Source organism: Nodularia chucula CCY0103, from assembly GCF_963923915.1.
In the GTDB taxonomy this organism is placed as follows: domain Bacteria; phylum Cyanobacteriota; class Cyanobacteriia; order Cyanobacteriales; family Nostocaceae; genus Nodularia; species Nodularia chucula.
Genome location: NZ_CAWUOL010000019.1, coordinates 42,399 through 63,642 on the forward strand (window position 1 = coordinate 42,399; position 21,244 = coordinate 63,642).

General features: G+C 37.4%; 19 protein-coding genes and 1 pseudogene. All 20 read left to right on the forward strand.

Annotated elements, in window-relative coordinates; translation table 11 throughout:
* The first annotated feature begins 58 nt into the window (after positions 1–58).
* The 20 genes and pseudogenes from ACM0OP_RS08115 to ACM0OP_RS08210 all read left to right on the forward strand — a co-directional run bounded on the left by ACM0OP_RS08115 (position 59) and on the right by ACM0OP_RS08210 (position 21,177).
* Positions 59–484, forward strand: a complete 426-nt coding sequence (locus tag ACM0OP_RS08115; RefSeq protein ID WP_414527890.1) for a hypothetical protein — start codon at positions 59–61, stop codon at positions 482–484.
* Positions 485–518: 34 nt separating this feature from the next.
* Complete coding sequence (locus tag ACM0OP_RS08120) at positions 519–992, forward strand: DUF29 domain-containing protein (RefSeq protein ID WP_414527891.1); 474 nt, start codon at positions 519–521, stop codon at positions 990–992.
* Positions 993–1,216: 224 nt separating this feature from the next.
* The gene (locus ACM0OP_RS08125) at positions 1,217–2,080 is read left to right on the forward strand and encodes an ABC transporter permease (protein ID WP_414527892.1); all 864 of its coding nucleotides are present in this window, start codon (positions 1,217–1,219) and stop codon (positions 2,078–2,080) included.
* Between the two features lie 48 nt (positions 2,081–2,128).
* On the forward strand, positions 2,129–3,409 hold the full coding sequence (locus ACM0OP_RS08130) for an ABC transporter ATP-binding protein (RefSeq protein WP_414527893.1): 1,281 nt from the start codon (positions 2,129–2,131) through the stop codon (positions 3,407–3,409).
* A gap of 161 nt (positions 3,410–3,570) precedes the next feature.
* On the forward strand, positions 3,571–4,218 hold the full coding sequence (locus ACM0OP_RS08135) for a class I SAM-dependent methyltransferase (RefSeq protein WP_414527894.1): 648 nt from the start codon (positions 3,571–3,573) through the stop codon (positions 4,216–4,218).
* A gap of 9 nt (positions 4,219–4,227) precedes the next feature.
* Positions 4,228–5,190, forward strand: a complete 963-nt coding sequence (locus tag ACM0OP_RS08140; RefSeq protein ID WP_414527895.1) for a class I SAM-dependent methyltransferase — start codon at positions 4,228–4,230, stop codon at positions 5,188–5,190.
* A 44-nt stretch (positions 5,191–5,234) separates the two neighbouring features.
* Positions 5,235–6,170 (forward strand): hypothetical protein, encoded by a 936-nt coding sequence (locus ACM0OP_RS08145; protein ID WP_414527896.1) that lies wholly within the window; start codon positions 5,235–5,237, stop codon positions 6,168–6,170.
* 61 nt (positions 6,171–6,231) lie between these two features.
* The gene (locus ACM0OP_RS08150; RefSeq protein ID WP_414527897.1) at positions 6,232–7,128 is read left to right on the forward strand and encodes a phytanoyl-CoA dioxygenase family protein; all 897 of its coding nucleotides are present in this window, start codon (positions 6,232–6,234) and stop codon (positions 7,126–7,128) included.
* Positions 7,125–7,805, forward strand: coding sequence for an acylneuraminate cytidylyltransferase family protein (locus ACM0OP_RS08155; protein ID WP_414527898.1), 681 nt, complete (start codon positions 7,125–7,127; stop codon positions 7,803–7,805). The genes ACM0OP_RS08150 and ACM0OP_RS08155 overlap by 4 nt, the downstream gene beginning before the upstream one ends.
* Positions 7,806–7,824: 19 nt before the next feature.
* Positions 7,825–10,077, forward strand: coding sequence for an N-acetylneuraminate synthase family protein (locus tag ACM0OP_RS08160; protein ID WP_414527899.1), 2,253 nt, complete (start codon positions 7,825–7,827; stop codon positions 10,075–10,077).
* Between the two features lie 40 nt (positions 10,078–10,117).
* On the forward strand, positions 10,118–11,278 hold the full coding sequence (locus ACM0OP_RS08165) for a polysialyltransferase family glycosyltransferase (RefSeq protein WP_414527900.1): 1,161 nt from the start codon (positions 10,118–10,120) through the stop codon (positions 11,276–11,278).
* Between the two features lie 21 nt (positions 11,279–11,299).
* A complete protein-coding gene (locus ACM0OP_RS08170) occupies positions 11,300–12,211 on the forward strand; it encodes a glycosyltransferase (protein ID WP_414527901.1) in 912 nt (303 codons plus the stop codon).
* An 84-nt stretch (positions 12,212–12,295) separates the two neighbouring features.
* Positions 12,296–13,492 carry a glycosyltransferase family protein gene (locus tag ACM0OP_RS08175; protein ID WP_414527902.1) on the forward strand — a complete coding sequence of 399 codons (1,197 nt, stop codon included), beginning with the start codon at positions 12,296–12,298 and terminating at the stop codon, positions 13,490–13,492.
* Positions 13,493–13,554: 62 nt separating this feature from the next.
* Positions 13,555–14,625: an NAD-dependent epimerase/dehydratase family protein gene (locus ACM0OP_RS08180; RefSeq protein ID WP_414527903.1), complete on the forward strand. Its 1,071-nt coding sequence runs from the start codon at positions 13,555–13,557 to the stop codon at positions 14,623–14,625.
* 211 nt (positions 14,626–14,836) lie between these two features.
* Positions 14,837–15,922 carry an NAD-dependent epimerase/dehydratase family protein gene (locus ACM0OP_RS08185; RefSeq protein WP_414527904.1) on the forward strand — a complete coding sequence of 362 codons (1,086 nt, stop codon included), beginning with the start codon at positions 14,837–14,839 and terminating at the stop codon, positions 15,920–15,922.
* A 55-nt stretch (positions 15,923–15,977) separates the two neighbouring features.
* Complete coding sequence (locus ACM0OP_RS08190; protein WP_414527905.1) at positions 15,978–17,189, forward strand: glycosyltransferase; 1,212 nt, start codon at positions 15,978–15,980, stop codon at positions 17,187–17,189.
* Positions 17,186–18,367: a glycosyltransferase family 4 protein gene (locus ACM0OP_RS08195; protein ID WP_414527906.1), complete on the forward strand. Its 1,182-nt coding sequence runs from the start codon at positions 17,186–17,188 to the stop codon at positions 18,365–18,367. Before ACM0OP_RS08190 ends, ACM0OP_RS08195 begins: the two co-directional genes overlap by 4 nt.
* A gap of 197 nt (positions 18,368–18,564) precedes the next feature.
* Positions 18,565–19,644, forward strand: a pseudogene (locus ACM0OP_RS08200) (IS630 family transposase).
* Positions 19,645–19,783: 139 nt separating this feature from the next.
* The gene (locus tag ACM0OP_RS08205) at positions 19,784–20,119 is read left to right on the forward strand and encodes a glycosyltransferase (RefSeq protein ID WP_414527907.1); all 336 of its coding nucleotides are present in this window, start codon (positions 19,784–19,786) and stop codon (positions 20,117–20,119) included.
* 77 nt (positions 20,120–20,196) lie between these two features.
* Positions 20,197–21,177, forward strand: a complete 981-nt coding sequence (locus tag ACM0OP_RS08210) for a glycosyltransferase family 2 protein (protein ID WP_414527908.1) — start codon at positions 20,197–20,199, stop codon at positions 21,175–21,177.
* The last annotated feature ends 67 nt before the right edge of the window (positions 21,178–21,244 follow it).

Consider the following 21,244-nt stretch of genomic DNA (forward strand, 5'->3'; position numbering starts at 1 on the left):
AATTGATCTCAGTCCCTCCAAACGTAACCATCCTTGTTAGTTATATTAGGAGGTCGAATTGCAGAGAAGGTGTGACCGAAATCGGAAACGTTCCAAACGTAGAGCTATCTACTGTCCCATTCACGCCTGTCACCTTGATAGCGTCAGTCAAAAATATAGACTTTTCGCTGACCAACCAGGTCAGTTACAGCAACGGGGCTTCAGTCGGCGAGCTGCATGCTTGTCAATAACGAATCATACAGCCGTTCCCATACAAGGAGAGTGGTTAGAAGGTTTTTGGTGTGAACAGTGTCAGCAAAAAAACTGGTATTATGTGCGTCAGTCCGATAATGGAACATATAACATTTCCTTAGCACCCAGGGAACTATGGCAGCAGGTAACAGGGGTGATTGATCCTTATGGTAATCCTTCTGTGGGCGAGTTTACGCGCAAGAATGCCAAACAACTAAGCTCTCATACCCTCAATTCTTTTTATTGCTTATAATTAAGCCATTTATAGGTTTGCGGGAGAAGATTTTATGTCTAAGTCATCTCTCTACGAAACAGATTTTTTAGGTTGGATAAATCAGCAACATTTAGCTTTAACGAATCGGGATGTCACAGCTTTAGACTGGGAAAATCTGGCGGAAGAGTTAGATGCTATGGGTATTAGGGAAAAGAATGAGTTTAAAAACCGCTTGGTAGTTTTACTGGCTCATTTACTCAAGTGGCAATATCAGCCTGCAAAACGTTCTATAAGTTGGTTTACAACCATTGCTAACCAAAGAGATGATTTACAGGATTTACTAGCAGAAAAACCTAGTTTACAGCAATATATTCCTGATATTTTACCCAAAGCTTATCGAAATGCTCGCCGGGAAGCATCGGCAGAAACAGGATTAGGTTTAGCTACTTTTTTAGAGACTTGTCCTTATAGCATTGCAGAAATATTAAATCCGCAGTTTTTGTGTAATACGACCGATGATTTTGAAAAGGCGATGGAGAGTAAATAAAATCGAAAATTAGCTTACAGACAGTACAGTATTGTTATAAACAAGCTTATACCAATTTCATATAAAGAAGCGTAGAAAGAACCCCTCCCTAACCCTCCCCGCAAGCGAGGAGAGAACAGGCTTTTTGTAATTTAAGGTGGTCAAAATAATATACAGCTTCAAAAATAATTGGTACTACATAACTTTTTTTATTTAATTACAGACACATAGCAGGTAATTTTAATGTGAGGCAACGTAATACAGTTTCTACCAAAGTTATTTATACATCAGAAAGTAGGATTCGCCACCCATTGCAATTATTTCGGGAGATGGGGCGAGATTTGCTGGCTTCAAGAGAATTAGCATGGCGATTATTGGTCAGAGATATTAGCGCTCAATATCGACAGTCTTTGTTTGGGGTTTTGTGGGCATTTTTACCACCGATTATTACGGCTGGTGGGTTGCTTGTAGCGCGCAATGCTGGGGCGGTAAATATAGGAGAGACAGCAATTCCCTATCCGGCTTATGTAATGTTTAGCATGGCACTCTGGCAAACTTTTGTGGAATCATTGAGTGGACCAATTGCGGCTGTAGGTGCAGCTAAACCAATGCTGGCAAAAATTAACTTTCCAAAAGAGGCGATTATATTAGCTAAGTTGGGGGAAGTATTTTTTAACTTTGGCATTAAGTTAATTTTGATTTTGGGCTTGTTTATTTGGTTCCAGATTCCGGTGACTTGGAGTATATTGCTTTCGCCAGTGGCTTTGATTCATTTGGTCATATTAGGTACGGGAATTGGTTTGTTGTTGGCTCCTATTGGGGCTTTATATGGAGATATAGCTAAAGCTATACCGTTAATTGTGTCTCCTTGGTTGTTGTTGACTCCGGTGATTTATCCGACTCCTAAAGAGGGATTGTTTGCTACCATTGTTAATTTAAATCCGGTAACACCTTTGTTGGTGACTACACGAGATTTAGCCACAAGTGGCTTAGTTACTAACCCAGCTGGTTTCTGGGTTGTTAGTGGTTTGGCGTTTGGGGTGTTATTAATAGCTTGGGTATGGTATAGATTGGCAATACCGTTTGTTGTGGAGCGCATGAGTTCGTAATTTATCCCCTGATTGTATTTGTAGTTAAACTTATATTCATTACTAGCTATGACTTTGCTCACATCTGATCAAGACACTTTTGAACAACCACAAGATGACGAAGTTGTTTTATCGGTGAAGAATGTATCCAAGCGGTTTTGTCGGGATTTGAAGCGGTCGCTGTTTTATGGGATACAAGATATAGGTGGTGAGGTGTTTGGCGCTCGGCGAAAAGATGTAGCGTTACGCAAGGGTGAGTTTTGGGCGCTGAATGATGTCAGTTTTGAACTGCGCCGGGGTGAGGCGTTGGGTTTGGTGGGGGCTAATGGTGCTGGTAAAACAACGCTGCTCAGGATTATTAGTGGTTTGATTAAGCCGGATCATGGTTCGGTAGAGATTAAGGGACGGGTTGCGCCGTTGATTGCGTTGGGGGCTGGGTTTAACCCAATTTTAACGGGACGGGAAAATATTTATGTCAATATGTCGATTTTGGGGCTTTCCAAAGAGGAGATTGATGAGCGGTTTGATCAGGTTGTAGAGTTTGCCGAGATTGGGGAAGCTATTGATGCGCCAGTGCAGAGTTATAGTTCGGGCATGGCGGCAAGGTTGGGGTTTGCAAGTGCGATTCATACTGAGCCAGATATTTTATTGATTGATGAGGTATTATCGGTTGGTGACATAAAGTTTAGAGCAAAATGCCATCGTAGACTTTCTAACTTACGCGATAAGGGCGTTAGCTTTGTCCTGGTTTCTCACAACACACAGGCAATTTTCACTGCATGTACTCATGCTGTATACCTAAGAAAAGGAGAAGTCATAGATTCTGGCAGTGTTAATCATGTCATTCGGCAATACGAACAAGATATTTTCTCCCTTAAGCAAAACATACAATGTCATAATTTTTGGGAAATCAATCAAACGGAAAATATCCTTGAAGATTTAGGTATTATTTCTATATCCTTTCAGAATTCTTTAGGAGAAATTATCAGTCCAGTAAAAACTGGAGAAGAAGTTCAAGTTTGTGTAAAGCTATATGCAAAAAAATTAATAAATAAAATAAGTGCCTACATTCTTATTACTCAAGAATCTGGAGAAAACGATGTGATGTTATCAATCGATAGCGGAAATGAAGGTTTTTTCATGAAAGCCCCATTAGGTATTAGCATTTTAAAGATGACAATTCCTCAATTGTGCTTATGTCCAGGTAATTATATTATGAAAGTTATCATCAAGCATAATAAAATTTCAGTAATTGATTATGCCGACAATTTACCTTTTGTCGTAGAGAGTTATTTTTGCATGAATAGGTCTTTGTTTTATCAACCTCATGCGTGGGAACTAGTGAGGTAAGTTCAAAATTGAAGAATTAAATAAATAGTCATAAATCACAATATTTTGTTACTGTATTTGTAAAGATTTTGGTAATAACAACTATGAAGACCAGAAAAATAATAGGGCGCATCCTAAATAATTTGTCCTTTAGGCTACTCAATGATAAGCCATTGACAGTCGTGAATAATTCTGAACTTGCTGAATATAAAACTAGAATAGTAAAATCTGACGAAACCCTCTCTACTAAAGCTATTGAATTTCATAAAAGTACTCATGAACATTCGCGAATACTATTTGAATCATTCAATATAAATACTAATATAAAAAAAGGAAAAATTTTAGAGATAGGAGGATCAAACAGTCAAAATTCTATGACGTTTTTTCCAGAATTTGAATATCTTAATCTTGATATTGATTATAACGAAAATCTACCAACTATTGTTGGTGACATAACTAAACCAATAGATTTACCAAACAACTCTTTTGATATAATTGTATCTCATCAAACTTTCGAGCATATTAATGAACCTTGGAAAGCTGCTCAAGAAATTGTGAGACTTCTAAAGCCAGGTGGTTTTTGTTATATTTCAACTGTTTGGTCTTGGCGATATCATCCTGTTCCTATAGATTACTGGCGTTTTTCTCCAGACTGTCTTGCCTTTTTGTTTAGAGATTTACAAAAGCTGGAATCAAATTTTAATGTTGGACCAAGGCGTTACAATATTCAAGGCTTATGGCCTAATTTGGCGGATGCTGTACCAGTTGATTATCTAGGTGGCTGGAGGGAAAACTGGTTGGTATATTATGCAGGAACTAAACCTCAATAAATAACTAATATGCATAACCACCTTTTACCATTTATTCCTGATGATGAGAAGTTAGACCTACTCGGCAAGCATCCATCTTTTGAAGGATGCAATGTTTATAAGTCCATCAAGTATGAAGTTGGTTTTACTCATCCTTTACCCAAAGCAAATCAGGTAGAAGATTTTTATAGACCTGGGTTCTATGTTAAAGAAGATGACGCAAATGCTATTGAAAACCGATTGAAAATCAGCTTACAAAGAGCTAATGCGCAATTTGAACTAATTGCGCCCTTTATAGATAACTGTTCACACTTGAAAGTCTTAGATGTGGGTTGCTCAGATGGTTCTGTCTTAATTAAGTTTGCTGAAAAAGAATGTGAAGTACTTGGGTATGAAATAGATCAAAGAATGGCTGATTTAGCCAATTCTCGTTTAGGTAAGTTTTTGCAAAATGGAACTGTTAAGAATACTCTTTTTGATATTAATGATACTAACGGATTAGATCAGACATTTGATCTTGTTTGCTCATCTCATATTCTTGAACACCTAACTGACCCCTTATCTTACCTTATTGCTCTTAAAAAAGTTCTCAAAGAAGATGGTATTTTGTTTCTCGAAGTTCCCAACCAGTATGCATTAGGTATAGAGAATTGCATTAATCCCAGTATATTTCCACCCGCAACACACCAAGGGCATTTATTCTTTTTCTCTCCCAATTCAATACGGACATTATTAGAAGCAAGTGGCTTTCAAGTGTTGTTGCTAAAGACTTGCGGACACAATATTAAGGGATTTTTTCCTCCAAATCCAAACACTATTGCTAAAACCAATAGCCTCATCAAGCTTACTAAACGTATCCACAAGAAATTAAAAACAGTTTTATTTAGGAGGAGAATACCTCTTGACAAAGAGGATACATCTATTTTTCAAACATATTGGTCAGGTAAAGAGCAAGGTCAATGGATTCGTATAGTAGCCAAACGTTCAAGCTAAAGCTTTTTTTCTCTATAGTATTTAATAAGGTGGAATAATTGAGTATGAAACCAACAGTTTTTATTCACACAAGTTGCCATGAAATTCTAGCAGCAAATGTTGCTTTATATGCACTTAAGAGAATGTCCTGCCATGCAGATGATTTCGAGACTCGCATTATCAGAATTGAAAGCTTTCCTCATATCTTAAAATATCACGGTTCTAAGTGTATTAGAAATGGCAAGCAGGCTGGGTGGTATAAGGATGTACCTCAATCCTTCTTGCCATTACGATTTATTGTTCCCCAACTGATGCACTATATAGGTAAAGCAGTTGTAATTGATCCAGACATCTTTGCTGTAAATGATATCTATGATCTATTAACTTTTGATATGGCTGGTAAAGCAATTCTCGCAAGGCCAGTTCTTTCTGGAGAAAAAGTCATCAGTCACAACTCAAGTGTGATGCTCCTAGATTGTGAAAAGTTAACCCATTGGAAATGGGAGAATCAAATAGATGAAGTTTTTGCCAAGAAGCGAGACTTGCAAGATTGGATTGGGCTAAATACTGAAGATCCTGAGATAGTGGGTGACTTACCTGAAGAGTGGAATCATTACGACACACTCAATAGTAAAACTAAGCTCTTGCACAATACCACTCAAATTACTCAGCCCTGGAAAACAGGACTTGTGTATCGTCCAGAAAATCTAAATAATACATATAAAGGTTTTAACCTGTCTTTAGGCTGGTTTAAAAAACAGATTAAGCTTTTTTTGAAAGGTTATAAGAAAACATCTTTTTATCGTCAGCACCCAGATTATAACCAGGAACAGTTATTTTTTGCTCTTATTAAAGAGTGTTTAAACAATAGCTTGATAGATTACAATTTCATAGAACAAGAGATTAGAAAATGTCACGTTAGGCCCGATATGATAGAAAAAATCCAGCAAGTAAACTTAGATGTGGATGAAATTAAATCTCGACTCTTAGTAACAGCTTAGAATTTACTCTTTTCCTGAAGTAATTTCATGGAAATTATTGATAATATTTAAAGACTCAATAATGAAAGAAGAAAAAATGGATTTTCAAAATAGCCTTACCGAAAATGGTTTTCTCATAATTAATAATGTTTTTCGAGATGAAGAGATAGCAAATCTCCGAAACTCGGTAACAAATTATATGAATAAATGTGATATAAGTTTTAGTTCTTACGGAGGTAAAACACAACCTAATGCAGCGTGCGTACTTCCAAATTTAGCTTGGATTTTCTATCATCCTAAAGTTCTATCAATTATGAGAGAACTCTTACAAACAGAAAATATCATGTTTACAAGTCACTGTGACGTTCACAGTCGTACTTTAAGTGGTTGGCATAAAGATGATGGCATGATGGTTATGGAAGGTGGTTATTTTGAGAAACCTAGTTATAACCTAGATGATTGTCAAGTTTATAAAATCGCCATCTATCTTCAAGATCACTACTACAACCTCGGAGGATTAAGAGTTCGGAGTAAATCACATCGCCTGTCCACGCTAGACCAAGGTGAAGAGGTGTACTTGAGAACTAAAGCAGGAGATATTGTTATCTTTGATGTTCGGTTAACCCACACAGGGCAAACCGAGGTTATTCCTGTTCCCTGGTTGCTCAAACCGATTGGGCTTCTCACAAGAGTTTTACATAAGCTATTTCGCATACCCTATAGCAAGTTTAATTCTTGGCTTAAAACTTTCTATGACAGCATTGCAGGAGATAGATTGTCTATCTTTTTTACATTTGGATATCCTAATGAATATACCATTAAGTTCGCCCAAAATAATATGCGGCGGCAGCTAGCTCAAGATCCTAAGTCGTCAGTTTATCTTCCAAAAGTACTGCGGCAACAACTTCTCGAAAACGGAGTGCTACTAGCTGAAGACTACTTCTCTGACCTTAAACCGCTTGAAACTATAAAACGTTGAGTTCAATCATTACTATCATCCCAGCCAGAGGTGGTTCTAAAGGCATTCCTGGTAAAAACATTCGCCCCCTGCTAGACAAACCCCTCATTGCCTATTCCATAATAGACTCTCAAGAAGCCCAGCTTGTTAATCGCGTCTACGTAACTACAGATGACGCAGAAATTGCATCTGTATCACGCAGCTATGGCGCAGAAGTAATTCAACGTCCAATAGAACTGGCCACAGATACTGCATCATCCGAATCTGCTCTTATCCATGCTTTAACTGAAATTGAAAAAACAGGTATCAGCCCTGAACTGGTTGTATTTTTACAATGTACATCTCCCTTGCGTACTGGCTCAGACATTGATCGGGCTATCGAGCAATTGCGGTCAGAAAATGCAGATTCCTTACTCTCTGTTTCCCCAACCCATCGCTTTCTTTGGCATCAGGTCAACGGTGTTACTGAGTCTATTAATTATGACTACCGCCAGCGCCAGCGCCGCCAAGATATGAATCCCCAATATATGGAAAATGGTTCAGTTTATATCTTTAAACCTTGGGTATTAAAAGAATTACATAACCGACTGGGGGGTAAAATTTCTATGTTTGTCATGAATGAAGAGCAAAGTCACGAAATAGATTCTTTAGAGGATTTTGAATATGTGGAATTTTTGCTCAATAAGCAGTCAGTATAGAAATTAATTATCAGAAACAATGATTATAGATAAAAATTTATCAAAATATATCGTTTTTGCTGAAGACGATATTATCAACGCGCTGAAAAAAATCAGCGATAATAAAAACCGGATTATCTTTTCAGTTACCGAAGCAGGCGTTTTAGAAGGTGTCCTCACTGATGGAGACTTTCGGCGTTGGTTAGTGCAGCAAGACACCATTAATTTAAATCAACCAGTCTCTAAAATTTCTAATAAAAACTATAAATATATTGATTACACAGAAGACCTGGCAAAAATTAAGGCTGATTTTTCCAAAGAAATTGAATTTATCCCGCTTTTAGATAAAAACCGTCATTTAGTAGCTGTTGCTTGCCGTAAATCCGCAGGTATCCGCATTGGTGATTTTATCATTGATGTCCAATCTCCTACATTTGTAATTGCTGAAATTGGGAATAATCACAATGGTAGTTTAGAACTAGCAAAACAGTTAATTGATGAAGCTATAGCCGCAGGGGCTGACTGTGCAAAATTCCAAATGCGGGATCTCAAATCTCTCTATAGCAACGCCGGCAATGCTAATGATGCCAGTGAGGATTTAGGTTCACAGTACACATTAGATTTACTATCCCGCTTTCAACTGACTTCCAAAGAATTTTTTACGGCCTTTGACTATTGCCATTCCCAAGGAATATTACCTCTGTGTACTCCTTGGGATTTAGAAAGTTTGGCTTTGTTAGAAGAATACGGGATGCAGGCGTATAAAGTTGCATCTGCTGATTTAACAAACCATGACCTTTTAACAGCCTTGGCGAAAACAGGTAAGCCGTTGCTATGTTCCACAGGGATGGCGACAGAGCAAGAAATATCTGAAGCAGTGGCCTTACTCAAGCGATTGGGAGCGATGTATGTGCTACTTCACTGCAACTCAACCTATCCAGCCCCATTTAAGGATGTTAACCTCAATTACATAGAGCGATTAAAGGAAATTGGCGACTGTCCCGTTGGTTACTCTGGACATGAGCGAGGAATTAATGTTGCGATCGCCTCTGTAGCCAAGGGTGCTAAGGTGATTGAAAAACACTTCACCCTAGACAAAACAATGGAAGGCAACGATCACAAAGTTAGCCTGTTACCAGATGAGTTTCGCTTGATGGTGGAGGGGATTCGCCAAGTTGAGCAGTCCCTGGGGGAAAGTGGCGATCGCAAACTCAGCCAGGGTGAGTTAATGAACCGGGAAACATTAGCCAAAAGCTTGGTGATTAATTGCGATTTAGCAGCAGGAGAAATGATTACCGCAGCTATGATTGAGGTAAAAAGCCCAGGTAAAGGTTTGCAGCCAAATCGCAAAACTGAACTGATTGGTAAACAGACAAAACGAAACTTTAAAGCTGGTGATTTCTTTTACCCTAGCGATTTAGAACATGAACAGGTAAAAGCACGAAATTACAACTTTAAACGTCCTTGGGGTTTGCCCGTTCGCTATCATGACTTTCAAGCTCTCCTGGCTAAAACCAATCCTGACCTGCTAGAGTTTCACCTGAGTTACAAAGATTTAGAACAAGATATCCATCAGTTTTTTCAACAGCCTTATGATTTAGATTTAGTAGTTCACGCGCCAGAATTATTTGCTGGTGATCACTTACTGGATCTTTGTTCTCAGAATGAGGCATATCGCCAGCGTTCAATTGCCGAACTCCAGCGAGTCATTGAGATTACACAAAAACTCAAACCTTACTTTAAGCGGTCTGTTCGTCCCTGTATAGTAACTAATGTGGGAGGCTTTACCTTAGATGTGGAAATTGGGCGATCGCAACGAGAGCAACTTTATGAGTTACTAAGTGATAGCCTTTCCCAGCTTGATGCTACAGGTGTTGAAGTCATTCCCCAGACAATGCCGCCATTTCCTTGGCACTTTGGTGGTCAGCGATATCATAACCTTTTCGTTGACCCCCAGGATACAGCCGACTTTTGCCGCAAACATGGCTATCGTGTCTGTTTAGATATATCACATTCCAAGTTAGCGTGTAATCATCATAAATGGTCATTCAAGGAGTTTATTGAGCAAGTCGGGGCTTATGTAGCACATTTACATATTGCTGATTCTGAGGGTTCGGATGGAGAAGGTTTACAGATTGGTGAAGGAGGAATTGACTTTCCGGCTTTAGCAGAAGATTTAAAGAAAACTGCACCCAATGCATCCTTTATCCCTGAAATTTGGCAAGGTCATAAAAATGAAGGTGAGGGTTTTTGGATTGCTTTGGAAAGATTGGAAACCTACTTTGGTCGCTAAAAATTAGCCCTAAACGAAAATTAGAGGTAATCTACATTTAATGAATCGTCTTATTGTTGCGAATGGAACTTGGCAACTAATAGTAGTTATATCTGCTTTATCACAAATTTCTAGTCCTACTTCTTATGTTTGTGATGACTATCTTCTTCTATATGCGCCAGGTTTATCTAATGGTATGAAGAAGGTGATGATGGAAATAGCATCCCTAGCTTGGACATGGCGAAAAATTATTTGGGTAGATGATTTGCTATATAGCAATATTATTACTTATTCAAATTTTGAAATTTTAGAACTATTACAAGCAATTAGAGAAAGGATTGGTATAAATACTTTTCCAGAAATTTGGATAGGTAAATTAACTGATCCAGCAGAAAAGTTAATATTGGAAAGCTTCCCTAATGCACAAATATCAATATATGAAGATGGGTTACATACTTATGCTCCACAAGAAGATTGGCGCTTAAATCACCTTCAATTAATATTTAAACCAGGAATAGCTAAATACAAAATTCAAAAACGGATTCAACAAAATGCTAATATTTCTCATCGACTCAAAAATCATGGTTTATGCCGCCAACATCTTAACCGTCTAACTAGATCATACTTACTATTAAATAGTATTTTACCTGTACCCCAGTATCTTGATTGTAAAATTATAAAAATTAACAATGAATTCGTTTTGTTGACTATTAAAAACATCCGAGCAGGTATGAAAATTGATTTTTCTAAACAAATTACCTCAAAATCTAATAATTACGTTTTAGTAACAGGTCAATGTTTCGCCAGATGGGGATTAATGTCATGGGAGCAAGAACTTAATATGTATTCTAAAATTTTTAATACTATCAAAAAAAAGAATTTAACTCCTCTTTGGAAAGAACATCCTAGAATTAATAAACCTTTCTTCAAAGAACTGGCAACTCAGTTTCAAGAACTCCATCCAATAGAATTTAATTTGCCAATATACTGGCCAATAGAAATATTTATTGAAGAAATCAACTTGGTTGCTTGTGTTTCCGCAACTTCAACATCTCTTTTTTATGTTAGGGATATATTTGGCTTACAGTCATACACAGTATCTCATGAACTATCTGATTTATTTTCGGGAGATTTTGCCTACATGACAGAATTAGTAGTAAAGCATATACCTCACATAAATTTGATGCCTGAAATGTTTAAAGAATCAATAAATATTAGTTGAAATATGTACATTAATTTGAGTGTGATCATATGTTCTTATAACCCTCGTCAGGACTACTTTTTAAGAGTCTTAGAAGCTTTAAAGAATCAAACCTTATCTGTGAATACATGGGAATTACTTTTAATAGATAATGCCAGTGACAAATTACTTGCTTCAGAAATTGATCTGAGTTGGCATCCGCACTCACGCCATATTCGTGAAGATGAACTTGGCTTAACTCCTGCTAGATTAAGATCCATAAAAGAAGCTAAAGCAGCAACTTTAGTGTTTGTAGATGATGATAACGTTTTAGATGATGATTATTTAGAAGTAGTTCTTAAAATTAGTAAAGATTACCCATTCCTTGGTGCTTGGGGTGGACAAATTAGAGCAGAGTTTGAAATTGAACCACCTGAATGGACAAAGCCATATTGGGGAATGCTAGCAATTCGAGAATTCGACCAAGATAAGTGGTCAAATTTACTACATCAGCATGAAACAACACCTTGCGGTGCTGGTCTTTGCATTCGTAAATTTGTAGCTGAAAAGTACGCTGAATTAGTATGTAACCAAAATACTCGCATTAAATTAGATCGTAAGGGCAAGCAACTAACTTCCTGTGGAGATTCTGACTTGGCTTTCACAGCCTGTGATATTGGCTTAGGCACGGGTCAATTTACCTCTCTGAGACTAACTCATCTCATATCGAGTAATCGTTTACAAGAAGATTATTTACTAAAACTGGTGGAAGGTATGGCTTATTCTGTAACAATCTTAAACGCATTTAGGACAATTATCCCTGTTTATCCCTGTCGTAGTCAACGAATATATGAATATTATCTACGCTGGCGCATGGATTCCAGGCGTAAACGCTTTTATGATTCTGAGCAAAAAGGTAAGAAATTAGCAATGCAAGAAATTGCAACCTGGAACATGAAAAATATTCTTTACTGATTAAATCTTGTTTTCGTTTCCATTCACATATTAAGCATAGATATTCTCATCACAAAACAATCAGTCAAAGCACCATAAGCAAAGATGAAAACAAGACTAATGTATATTGGTACACTACCTTGTGAACAAACAGGTGGCGGACCACTTCAAATGTATAGACATTTTATAGAAAGTCAAGATTTTGAATTTGAAGCCATTATTGAACCCTACGCAGAGACAATTGAGTATATTAAAACATATTACCAACCATTTGATAATTTACTAGAAAGAATAAGTAAAACAAGACTATACCCAGATTTTGTGGCACTCAATGTACTGATGGCAGAACATAGAGCCAGTTCGTCACTTTTAGACAAAGTATTAACCTTTAATCCCAAGGCAATAGTAACCATCGCTTACGGAAGCTATGGTTTTGTTGCCTCCAGTGTTGCTCGCCAATTAAAACTTCCTCTCATTACCTTTTTCCATGATTGGTGGCCTGATTTAACACCTTGTCGCAGTTGGAGAAAACAACTTCTAGACTATAGATTTCGTCGCTTGTATCAAGAGAGCAACTTAGCGCTGTGTGTATGTGATTCAATGCGTAATGAACTCGGTTTCCATCGCAATTCAGAAGTACTTTATCCCATCCCCAGTTTTCATTCCCCTGAAGTTTCTGACCCAAAAGGAACATTACAGAAGAAGCCTTTGCGAGTTGTTTATCTAGGCCTATTAGCAAATGATTATGGCCAAGTTGTTCAATCTCTAGTTAAGTTTCTTCAGGATCATCCTCAAGATTGGTTGGATCTGAGGTTATACGGTCTAGCAACAGACTGGTCAGATAATATTTTAGAGTTTGCTCAAAAAAACTCTCTTTACAGGGGTCGAGCAAAGTACGGTCCTGAAGGACAGACTGTGCTTGCCGATGCAGATGCTTATCTCGTGGTTACAAGTTTTAACAAATTACTAAAACGTCGAGTTCAAACAAGTTTTCCAAGCAAAATACTTGAATACAGTGCATACGGTAAACCAATTATTGCTTGGGGTCCAAAAGATTGTTCTGCTGTAAACTTTTTGCAAGAGCATTCTGCTGGATCAATTGTTACCAGCCCAGATCCGGCCGATTTAATTAAGTGCCTATCTCAACTTAACGATGATATAGATTATCAAATTTATCTATCTCAAGCCGCGAAAGAATTGTCAAAATCTCTATTTAACCCTTTAGTAATTCATAATCAACTTCTCAAATCTATAGATCAACTTGTTACTTTTACAGCCCAAACAGAAAAATGTCAACTGTAGAAGCGTGAAGTTTAGCTAAATTATCTATCATATTTTGCCAAGTTATTAAACTGGAGATGATCATGAAAAAATTAATTGTAACCGGCTCCTCCGGTTTAATTGGTTCCGAAGTTTGTGTTTATTTTGCCAATCAAGGCTGGCAGATTCATGGCGTTGATAATAATCAAAGGTCAGTATTCTTTGGTGAACAAGGGGATACTCGTTGGAATCAACAGCGACTGCAATCCACTCTGAAAGGTTTTGTCCATCACGAGCTAGATATCCGCGATCGCCAAGGGGTACTGAATTTAATTGAAAGTCTTCAACCAGATGCAATTGTTCATACCGCAGCACAGCCCAGTCATGACCGCGCAGCAGCCATTCCCTTTGATGATTTTGATACCAATGCTGTTGGGACATTGAACCTACTAGAAGCAGCACGGCAATTTTGCCCCAAATCGCCCTTTGTCCATATGTCCACTAATAAAGTTTATGGCGATCGCCCCAACACAATTAAGCTCAAAGAACTAGATACTCGATGGGATTATGATGACCCCACATATCAAGAGGGAATTCCAGAAACCTTTAGTATTGACCAATCCAAGCATTCTCTATTTGGTGCTTCTAAGGTCGCAGCTGATGTAATGGTGCAAGAATACGGACGCTATTTTAATATGCCAACTTGCTGTTTGCGAGGGGGCTGTTTAACTGGTCCCAATCATTCAGGGGTTGAGTTGCATGGTTTTTTAAGTTATTTAGTCAAATCGAACTTAGAAGGTAGAGAGTATAAAATTTTTGGTTATAAAGGTAAGCAAGTTAGAGATAATATTCATTCCCTAGACGTAGCTAGATTTATTGAAGCGTTTATTGCAGAACCTCGAATAGCAGAAGTGTATAATCTCGGAGGTGGGAAGCAAAATAGCTGCTCAATTTTAGAAGCATTTAAATTAGTACAAAAATATAGTCAAAAAGAAATGAAATATGTCTATGTGTCAGAAAACCGCATAGGAGACCATATTTGCTATTACTCAGATTTAAATAAAATGCGACAACATTACCCCAACTGGGATATTACCATCTCTTTAGAAGAAACTATTGAGCAAATTGTAATGTCTTGGCAACAAAGACTAAATACAAAGACAGACAATTGTTAAGTTTGTAAAGTGTAATTTACTCCTAGCCCACTTCGACTGCGCTCAGTGTCAACTGGCGACTAGAAGTCACGGCTATTTGGACGCGTTGCGGGAGTGCGGTTGGAAAATTGGGTAAATTAAGAGATACCTTAAATCTTATTTTTTTATCTAAAAATAGTTCAAATATCCTCTAATTATCCTCTAATAAGGTATTAATTTTCACCACATTGTTATGCGAATTTTAATTACAGGAATTTGTGGTTTTGTCGGTTCTACCTTAGCCAAAGCATTACAAGAATATTTTCCAGAATATCGAATTTTTGGCATTGATAATCTATCGCGCTCAGGCAGTTGGTTGAATAAATCAACCTTACAGCAACGAGGAATTGAGGTAATTCATGGTGATATTCGTCACAGCAGTGATGTAAATGCTTTACCTCCCGCCGATTGGGTGATTGACGCTGCTGCTAACCCCAGTGTTTTGGCGGGAGTGGATGGTAAAACCAGTAGTTTACAATTGGTGCAACACAATCTCATCGGCACTATTAACCTCCTAGAATATTGCAAACGCCATCAATCTGGGTTTACGCTGCTATCTACGAGCCGAGTCTATTCCATCCCCGGCTTAAGTCAGTTGCAAGTTGCTGAAGCAAATGGAGCATTTTATCCCATTCCTGAGCAAGTTTTTCCAGAAGGGATTTCTCCAGAGGGTGTTACCGAAACCTACTCCACCGCTCCACCAGTATCTTTATATGGCAGCACAAAAGTAGCTTCAGAACATTTGGCACTAGAATATGGCGCAACCTTCAACTTTCCAGTCTGGATTAATCGGTGTGGTGTCATGGCGGGAGCAGGACAATTTGGCCATCCAGGACAAGGGCTTTTTGCTTTTTGGATTCACAGTTTTCGAGAACAGCGACCTTTAAGATATATTGGTTTTGGCGGAAAAGGTTATCAAGTTCGAGATTGTTTACATCCACGGGATTTAATTAATTTGTTAGAAAAACAGTTTCCCGAACCACTAAATACAAATAAACCCAGAGTAGTTAATGTCAGTGGTGGAGTAAATAACAGTATGTCGTTGCACCAGTTAACTCAATGGTGTACAGACAAGTTTGCTAGTAATGAAGTCCTAGAAACCAATACTGAACGAGCTTTTGATATTCCTTGGATGGTATTAGATGCAAGGAAATGTGAAGAAGTTTGGCAGTGGATACCTCAGACAAGTATACATAAAGTATTGCAAGAAATTGCTGAATTTGCTGCCAAACAGGAAGATTGGTGTAACCTCTCAAATAGTTATAATTACGAAAGTTAATGTGTTTGTATATGGCTTATGATATCCTTAAATAATATTACGTAAGTTACTCAATATGAAAAATCAGGAACTTCCTAAAATTGCATACATTGGTTGGACTGAGCCTAGTAATGTGAGTGGTGCAACATTAGTCTTGATGCGTCATCTTTTCGGAGATAATAGATGGAATGTCTTTGTGGTTACAGACAAAACTTTTAAGGGAATAGGAGAAGAAAATAAATGGTTTTCTATAAAACGTTCATGGTTACATAAAAGACTTTCAAGGACTAGATTTCGCAGAATAATTGCCCAATATGAGATGTTATTAGAGCCGTATTTAATCACTTTAAAATTAATTAAGTTGGTGGAATCATTTGAGCCTGATATAATTGTTACTATTCCAGACAATACATTAAGTTGGGTTGCTCAATTAATTGCTAAAAAATTAAATATTCCTCTTGTTTCTAACTTTCAAGATTGGTGGCCAAGGGGGCAATTCTATACACCTTGTGAGGCTCCTTATTTACTAACGCGTAAAATTTTGGAAAATAGATTTAGACAAATCTATAAAGATAGTAAAATCGCTTTTTGTACAAGTGAAGGATTTAGAGATTTTCTTGGTAAGCATAATTGTAATCCAATTCTTTATCCTTGCCCAGGAGAAAAGCCCAGTAAACGCCCCCCGATAAATTATATTCAGACTAATGAACCCATTCGTTTAATTTATGCAGGAACAACTGTTCGATATTATGGTCAAAAAATTTTGTCACTGGCCAGGTTAATTGCCAACAGACAGGATATCACTTTCCATATTTATGGGGGTAAACCAGACTGGTCAAAAGAGGATATAAAATGGGCAGAAGATGCTGGTATTTATCAAGGATTTGTCAAGCATGAAGTAGTGAAACAGCACATTGCCAATGCTCATATAGGTTTGGTTGTTATGACCTCTGCACCAGAGCTTGAAATAATGATGAGAACTAGTTTTACTACAAAGTTTTTAGAATATACACAGCTTGCAAAGCCAGTAATTGTATGGGGACCGACCTACTGTGAACCAGTGAGAATAGTAAAACAGACAATGGCTGGTCTAGCAATTACTCAAGAAGATCCCGATGCTGTGATTTCTAGTCTCTCGAATTTTAGAAATAATGAAACGTTACAAAGTTTTTCTGACAATTCCTGGAAAGCTGCCAATACTATTTTTGATGCCAAGCACATCCAGGATGTTTTTTCATCAAATATTGATCAATTAATTTCTACAAAAAATCTAAGACTAGAAGCATGAAAATAGCTATTAGCATTTGGATGTTCAAGCAAGCAACAGGAGGGCTACAAAGCCATGCTGAACAATTAGCTTATGAACTTTTGAAGCAAGGGCATCAGGTAGTGATTGTAACTAGATTTTCAACTTTCATTCCCGAAGGTCGAGGTTATATGCTAAGTAATGAGGCGGAAGATAAAATATTTCAAGATGGAGTAGAAATACGCCACCTTATTTATCCAGAATTTATTAAACCGATTCAGTTTCTTATAACAACTTTATGCCATAAAAAAATTTTTCTTGGATTTGCTATTTGGCTATATATTCAGCAAGTTAAAGCTACTGCTATCAAAAATTTCTCTGATTGTGAATTGATTCATCATGTTGGACAATCAACTGCCCTTGTGGGTTATGCAGCTGACTATGCCGCCTCTTATCTAAATATTCCGTTTTTGATACAGCCCACAATTCATCCTAACCAAATTGGAGATTCGGCTGAGGAAATTAGATTCTATAAACTTGCAGATAGACTTTTATTTTATACAGAGTTTGAAAGGCAATTCTTTCTCAAAAAATTACAAATAAACATACCTTGCAATGTTGTTGGTAGTGGTGTCCATTATCGAAATGATGGCAATGCCGAACGGTTTCGCAAATTATATGGTATTGAGGGTCCGCTGGTGCTTTTTGTTGGAAGAAAAGAACCAGATAAAGGTTATGATTTAGTTATTTCGGCATGGAAAAAAGCTAGAACGCAGATTTCTAACCTTGTTTTATGCTGCATAGGGCCAGGTTCTGTAAGAAGTCCTAAAATGCCAAATTTATTGGATTTAGAGTATGTAGATAATCAACTGAAAAATGATGCTTTAGCCGCCTGTGATTGTTTGTGTGTTCCCTCTCAAGGAGAGTCATTTGGCATCATCTTTATGGAAGCTGCTCAATATCGAAAGCCTATTATAGCTAGGCGTTTACCTGTTCTAGTTGAGCTTTTGGGTGATCAATCTGCTCTATTTTTGGGATCTGAGATTGATTTTAATCGTGTACAATTAGAAGAAAATGAACTTTCTAAAGGCATTGTAAGTTTACTTTCAAATAAAGAACTAGGTTATCAAATGGGAAAAAATGCTTTTCATGCTTCTCAAAGGTTCACATGGGATAAGATTGTTGCTAATTTTATTTATGCGTATCAAGAAGAACTTTAAATAGATTAAACAGAGGCAATGATCATCTTAATTGTTCTTGGTCTAGAATTGACCCTTGAAAAAAGCGGTCGCAATTTATGGTTAGACTTTGCCCCCAGAGATGAGTTAAATCAGTGGTTAAGTAAGTCGGCGTGAAAAAACCAAACTATGTAAAGATAAATAAATACGTAGAATAGATATACCGAGGTGACTAAGATATGGGCGCTCGTTTAAGGGTATTTCTGACAAGTGAGCAAGATAAAACCCTGTTAAATCTAAGAGTTGCGGATGTACCACAGAAAGTCAAAGACCGAGCAGAGGTCATTAGGTTAAATGCACATGGCTGGTACGTGGAAAAAATAGCCGCTCATTTTAACTGGACTTCACAAACAGTTAGAGAGGTTTTACATAAATGGGACAAGCTTGGTCTACAAGGACTCTGGGAAAAATCTGGTCGAGGAGGAAAACGGAAATACAAGGAGTCAGACATAGTATTTTTGGAGGAATGCCTTAAAAGAGAACCACGCACATACAACAGTGTTCAATTAGCTCAAAAATTAGAAAGCGATAAGCCTTCGGCATAGCTTCGCTTACCGCTCTATTAAACTGAGTCCCGATAGGTTAAGACGGGTACTCAAAAAAAGGGGATAATTTGGAACCGAGCCAGAAAGAGCCACAAAGGAAAACAAGACCCAAAAACCAGACAAATCAAGCAAGCAGACCTAGATATGTTGGAATTATCTGCTGCTGCGGGAGAAATAGACCTGAAATATTTGGATGAATCAGGTTTCTGTATGTGGAGTGAGCCGAGTTATACATATTACCAACGAGGTGAGCAAAAACATTTAGAGCAAACAAAACGCCGTGGACGCAGATTAAGTATTATTGGTCTTCTTCAACCTTTAATCAGCTTTGTTTACGGTTTAGTAATTGGCGGCGTGAATCGCAAATCTTATATCCAAATGATGGAGCATGAAGCCCAAGAGGCGGAAAAATTGGGACGTATAAGAGTAATAGTACAGGATAACGGTCCAATACACCGATGCAAAGAAGTGCAACAGTTATGGTCAAAATGGGAGAGTCAGAATTTATACATTTTCTTTTTACCTAAATATTGCTCTGAGATGAATCCAATTGAATTGGAGTGGCAGCATCTTAAAAAAGATGAGCTATCGGGACAAATGTTTGACGATGAGTTAGACCTTGCTTATGCCGTCATGAATGGAGTAAACGCTAGGGGAGAAAGAAGAAAGCATAGTACAGAACGTATGAAATTTAACAATTCTTGCCTTTGTTAACCTTTCGTTACATAGTTATAAGTTTCCCCGTACAGAACGTATGAAATTTAACAATTCTTGCCTTTGTTAACCTTTCGTTACATAGTTATAAGTTTCCCCGCCGACTTACTTAGCTGCGGCTGATGTATTTTTAGTCACAATGAGTTTTGATCCGGCTTTACGGCGACGTATGGAAACCAATTTTCCTTCTAAATTGACTGAATACGCCCAATTTGGTAAATCTTTAGTCATTTGGAGACCAGATTATTGTTCAGCTATCCGTTGGGGCAGGAAAGGCGATCGCACTGTATGTGTGAATGATGAAAATCCTCTGGTTATGGTATCTGCCTTAGAGGAGTTGAAGAATTCACCAGAACAGCAGAAATGCTATGCTCAACAAGCGAGAATTACGGCGCTAACTGAGTTTAACCCTCATATAATACAGAATCAATTACTAGAAAGAATTGAAAATCTTCTCTGTACTGCACAAAAATGAGTGGTGTTTGGAAAAGTTACAGAAATAATCCTCAACAAAACTAGCCTGCAATTGTCTGGATTGACACAGAATAATCTATGCCGACTATTTCGATCATTACGCCTCTTTATAACAAAGCAGCATATATTTCTGAAACGATTAACTCTGTTCTTTCTCAAACCTATCTTGATTGGGAAATGTTGATAATCGATAATGGTTCAACAGATAATGGTGCAGCGATCGCTAAAGAATTTGAATTAAAAGATAAACGGATTAACCTATTAACAAGTGAGAGGAAAGGACCAGGGGCTGCTCGTAATTATGGCATAAAATTTTCTCAAGGGACATGGATTCAATTTTTAGATGCGGATGATTTATTAGAATCAGATCATTTAGAAAAACAGTTAGAAGTTGCGAATAAAAATTTGGAAGCTGATATTATTTGTGGTTGGTGGCAAGAATTTCAGGATGAAAATAAACCTGTTATAAATCTGAAAAAACCTACAGGAATTGGACAAACTATTCAGGATTTAAGAGATAGTTCCATCGCCTTTGCACCTTGGGCTGTTCATGCTGTTTTAATAAAACGTACAGCTATTTCTCCTGAATATTACTGGCCAGAGGAGTTAGACCAGTTATTAGGGGAAGATATTACCTTTTGGTATAAGTTAGTGAGTAAGTGTCAGGTTGCTTATGGAGAAAATAGAGGGGCATTATACCGAATTCATACGCCTGAATGTCGCAATCAAAATCTAAACCCTGAAAGGTGGTTTAAAGGAGTACACAATGCAATTAAACTAAATCAACAATATTTGGAATCTCATCAGCAATTTTACACATCAGGACAATGTGAAAATTTGATGCGAGTTTATCTTGATATTGCTTTCTTGTCCACTAGCAAACATTCAGTGAGTGTTCAGAATCAAGCTATTTATTTAGCATCTAAATGGTTAGACCAATACTTTGATGTCAGCAATTCTCCTAAGCCATCTATGATTTTACGTAATTTGCTAGGGCTAAAAAATTTTATAAAGATCAAGTTGTTATTTGATTTTTTTAATGTTAAAGTAACAAAATAAAATTTGATATATATCTAGGACTTACGCATTGACAAAAGACATCACCTATACACTCTAGTTCATGCGA

Excerpts from the sequence above, each read along its gene's own strand:
- ACM0OP_RS08120 (WP_414527891.1), top strand. The coding sequence starts at position 519 with ATGTCTAAGTCATCTCTCTACGAAACAGATTTTTTAGGTTGGATAAAT.
- ACM0OP_RS08130 (WP_414527893.1), top strand. The coding sequence starts at position 2,129 with ATGACTTTGCTCACATCTGATCAAGACACTTTTGAACAACCACAAGAT.
- ACM0OP_RS08140 (WP_414527895.1), top strand. The coding sequence starts at position 4,228 with ATGCATAACCACCTTTTACCATTTATTCCTGATGATGAGAAGTTAGAC.
- ACM0OP_RS08145 (WP_414527896.1), top strand. The coding sequence starts at position 5,235 with ATGAAACCAACAGTTTTTATTCACACAAGTTGCCATGAAATTCTAGCA.
- ACM0OP_RS08150 (WP_414527897.1), top strand. The coding sequence starts at position 6,232 with ATGAAAGAAGAAAAAATGGATTTTCAAAATAGCCTTACCGAAAATGGT.
- ACM0OP_RS08160 (WP_414527899.1), top strand. The coding sequence starts at position 7,825 with ATGATTATAGATAAAAATTTATCAAAATATATCGTTTTTGCTGAAGAC.
- ACM0OP_RS08165 (WP_414527900.1), top strand. The coding sequence starts at position 10,118 with ATGAATCGTCTTATTGTTGCGAATGGAACTTGGCAACTAATAGTAGTT.
- ACM0OP_RS08175 (WP_414527902.1), top strand. The coding sequence starts at position 12,296 with ATGAAAACAAGACTAATGTATATTGGTACACTACCTTGTGAACAAACA.
- ACM0OP_RS08180 (WP_414527903.1), top strand. The coding sequence starts at position 13,555 with ATGAAAAAATTAATTGTAACCGGCTCCTCCGGTTTAATTGGTTCCGAA.
- ACM0OP_RS08185 (WP_414527904.1), top strand. The coding sequence starts at position 14,837 with ATGCGAATTTTAATTACAGGAATTTGTGGTTTTGTCGGTTCTACCTTA.
- ACM0OP_RS08190 (WP_414527905.1), top strand. The coding sequence starts at position 15,978 with ATGAAAAATCAGGAACTTCCTAAAATTGCATACATTGGTTGGACTGAG.
- ACM0OP_RS08195 (WP_414527906.1), top strand. The coding sequence starts at position 17,186 with ATGAAAATAGCTATTAGCATTTGGATGTTCAAGCAAGCAACAGGAGGG.
- ACM0OP_RS08205 (WP_414527907.1), top strand. The coding sequence starts at position 19,784 with ATGAGTTTTGATCCGGCTTTACGGCGACGTATGGAAACCAATTTTCCT.
- ACM0OP_RS08210 (WP_414527908.1), top strand. The coding sequence starts at position 20,197 with ATGCCGACTATTTCGATCATTACGCCTCTTTATAACAAAGCAGCATAT.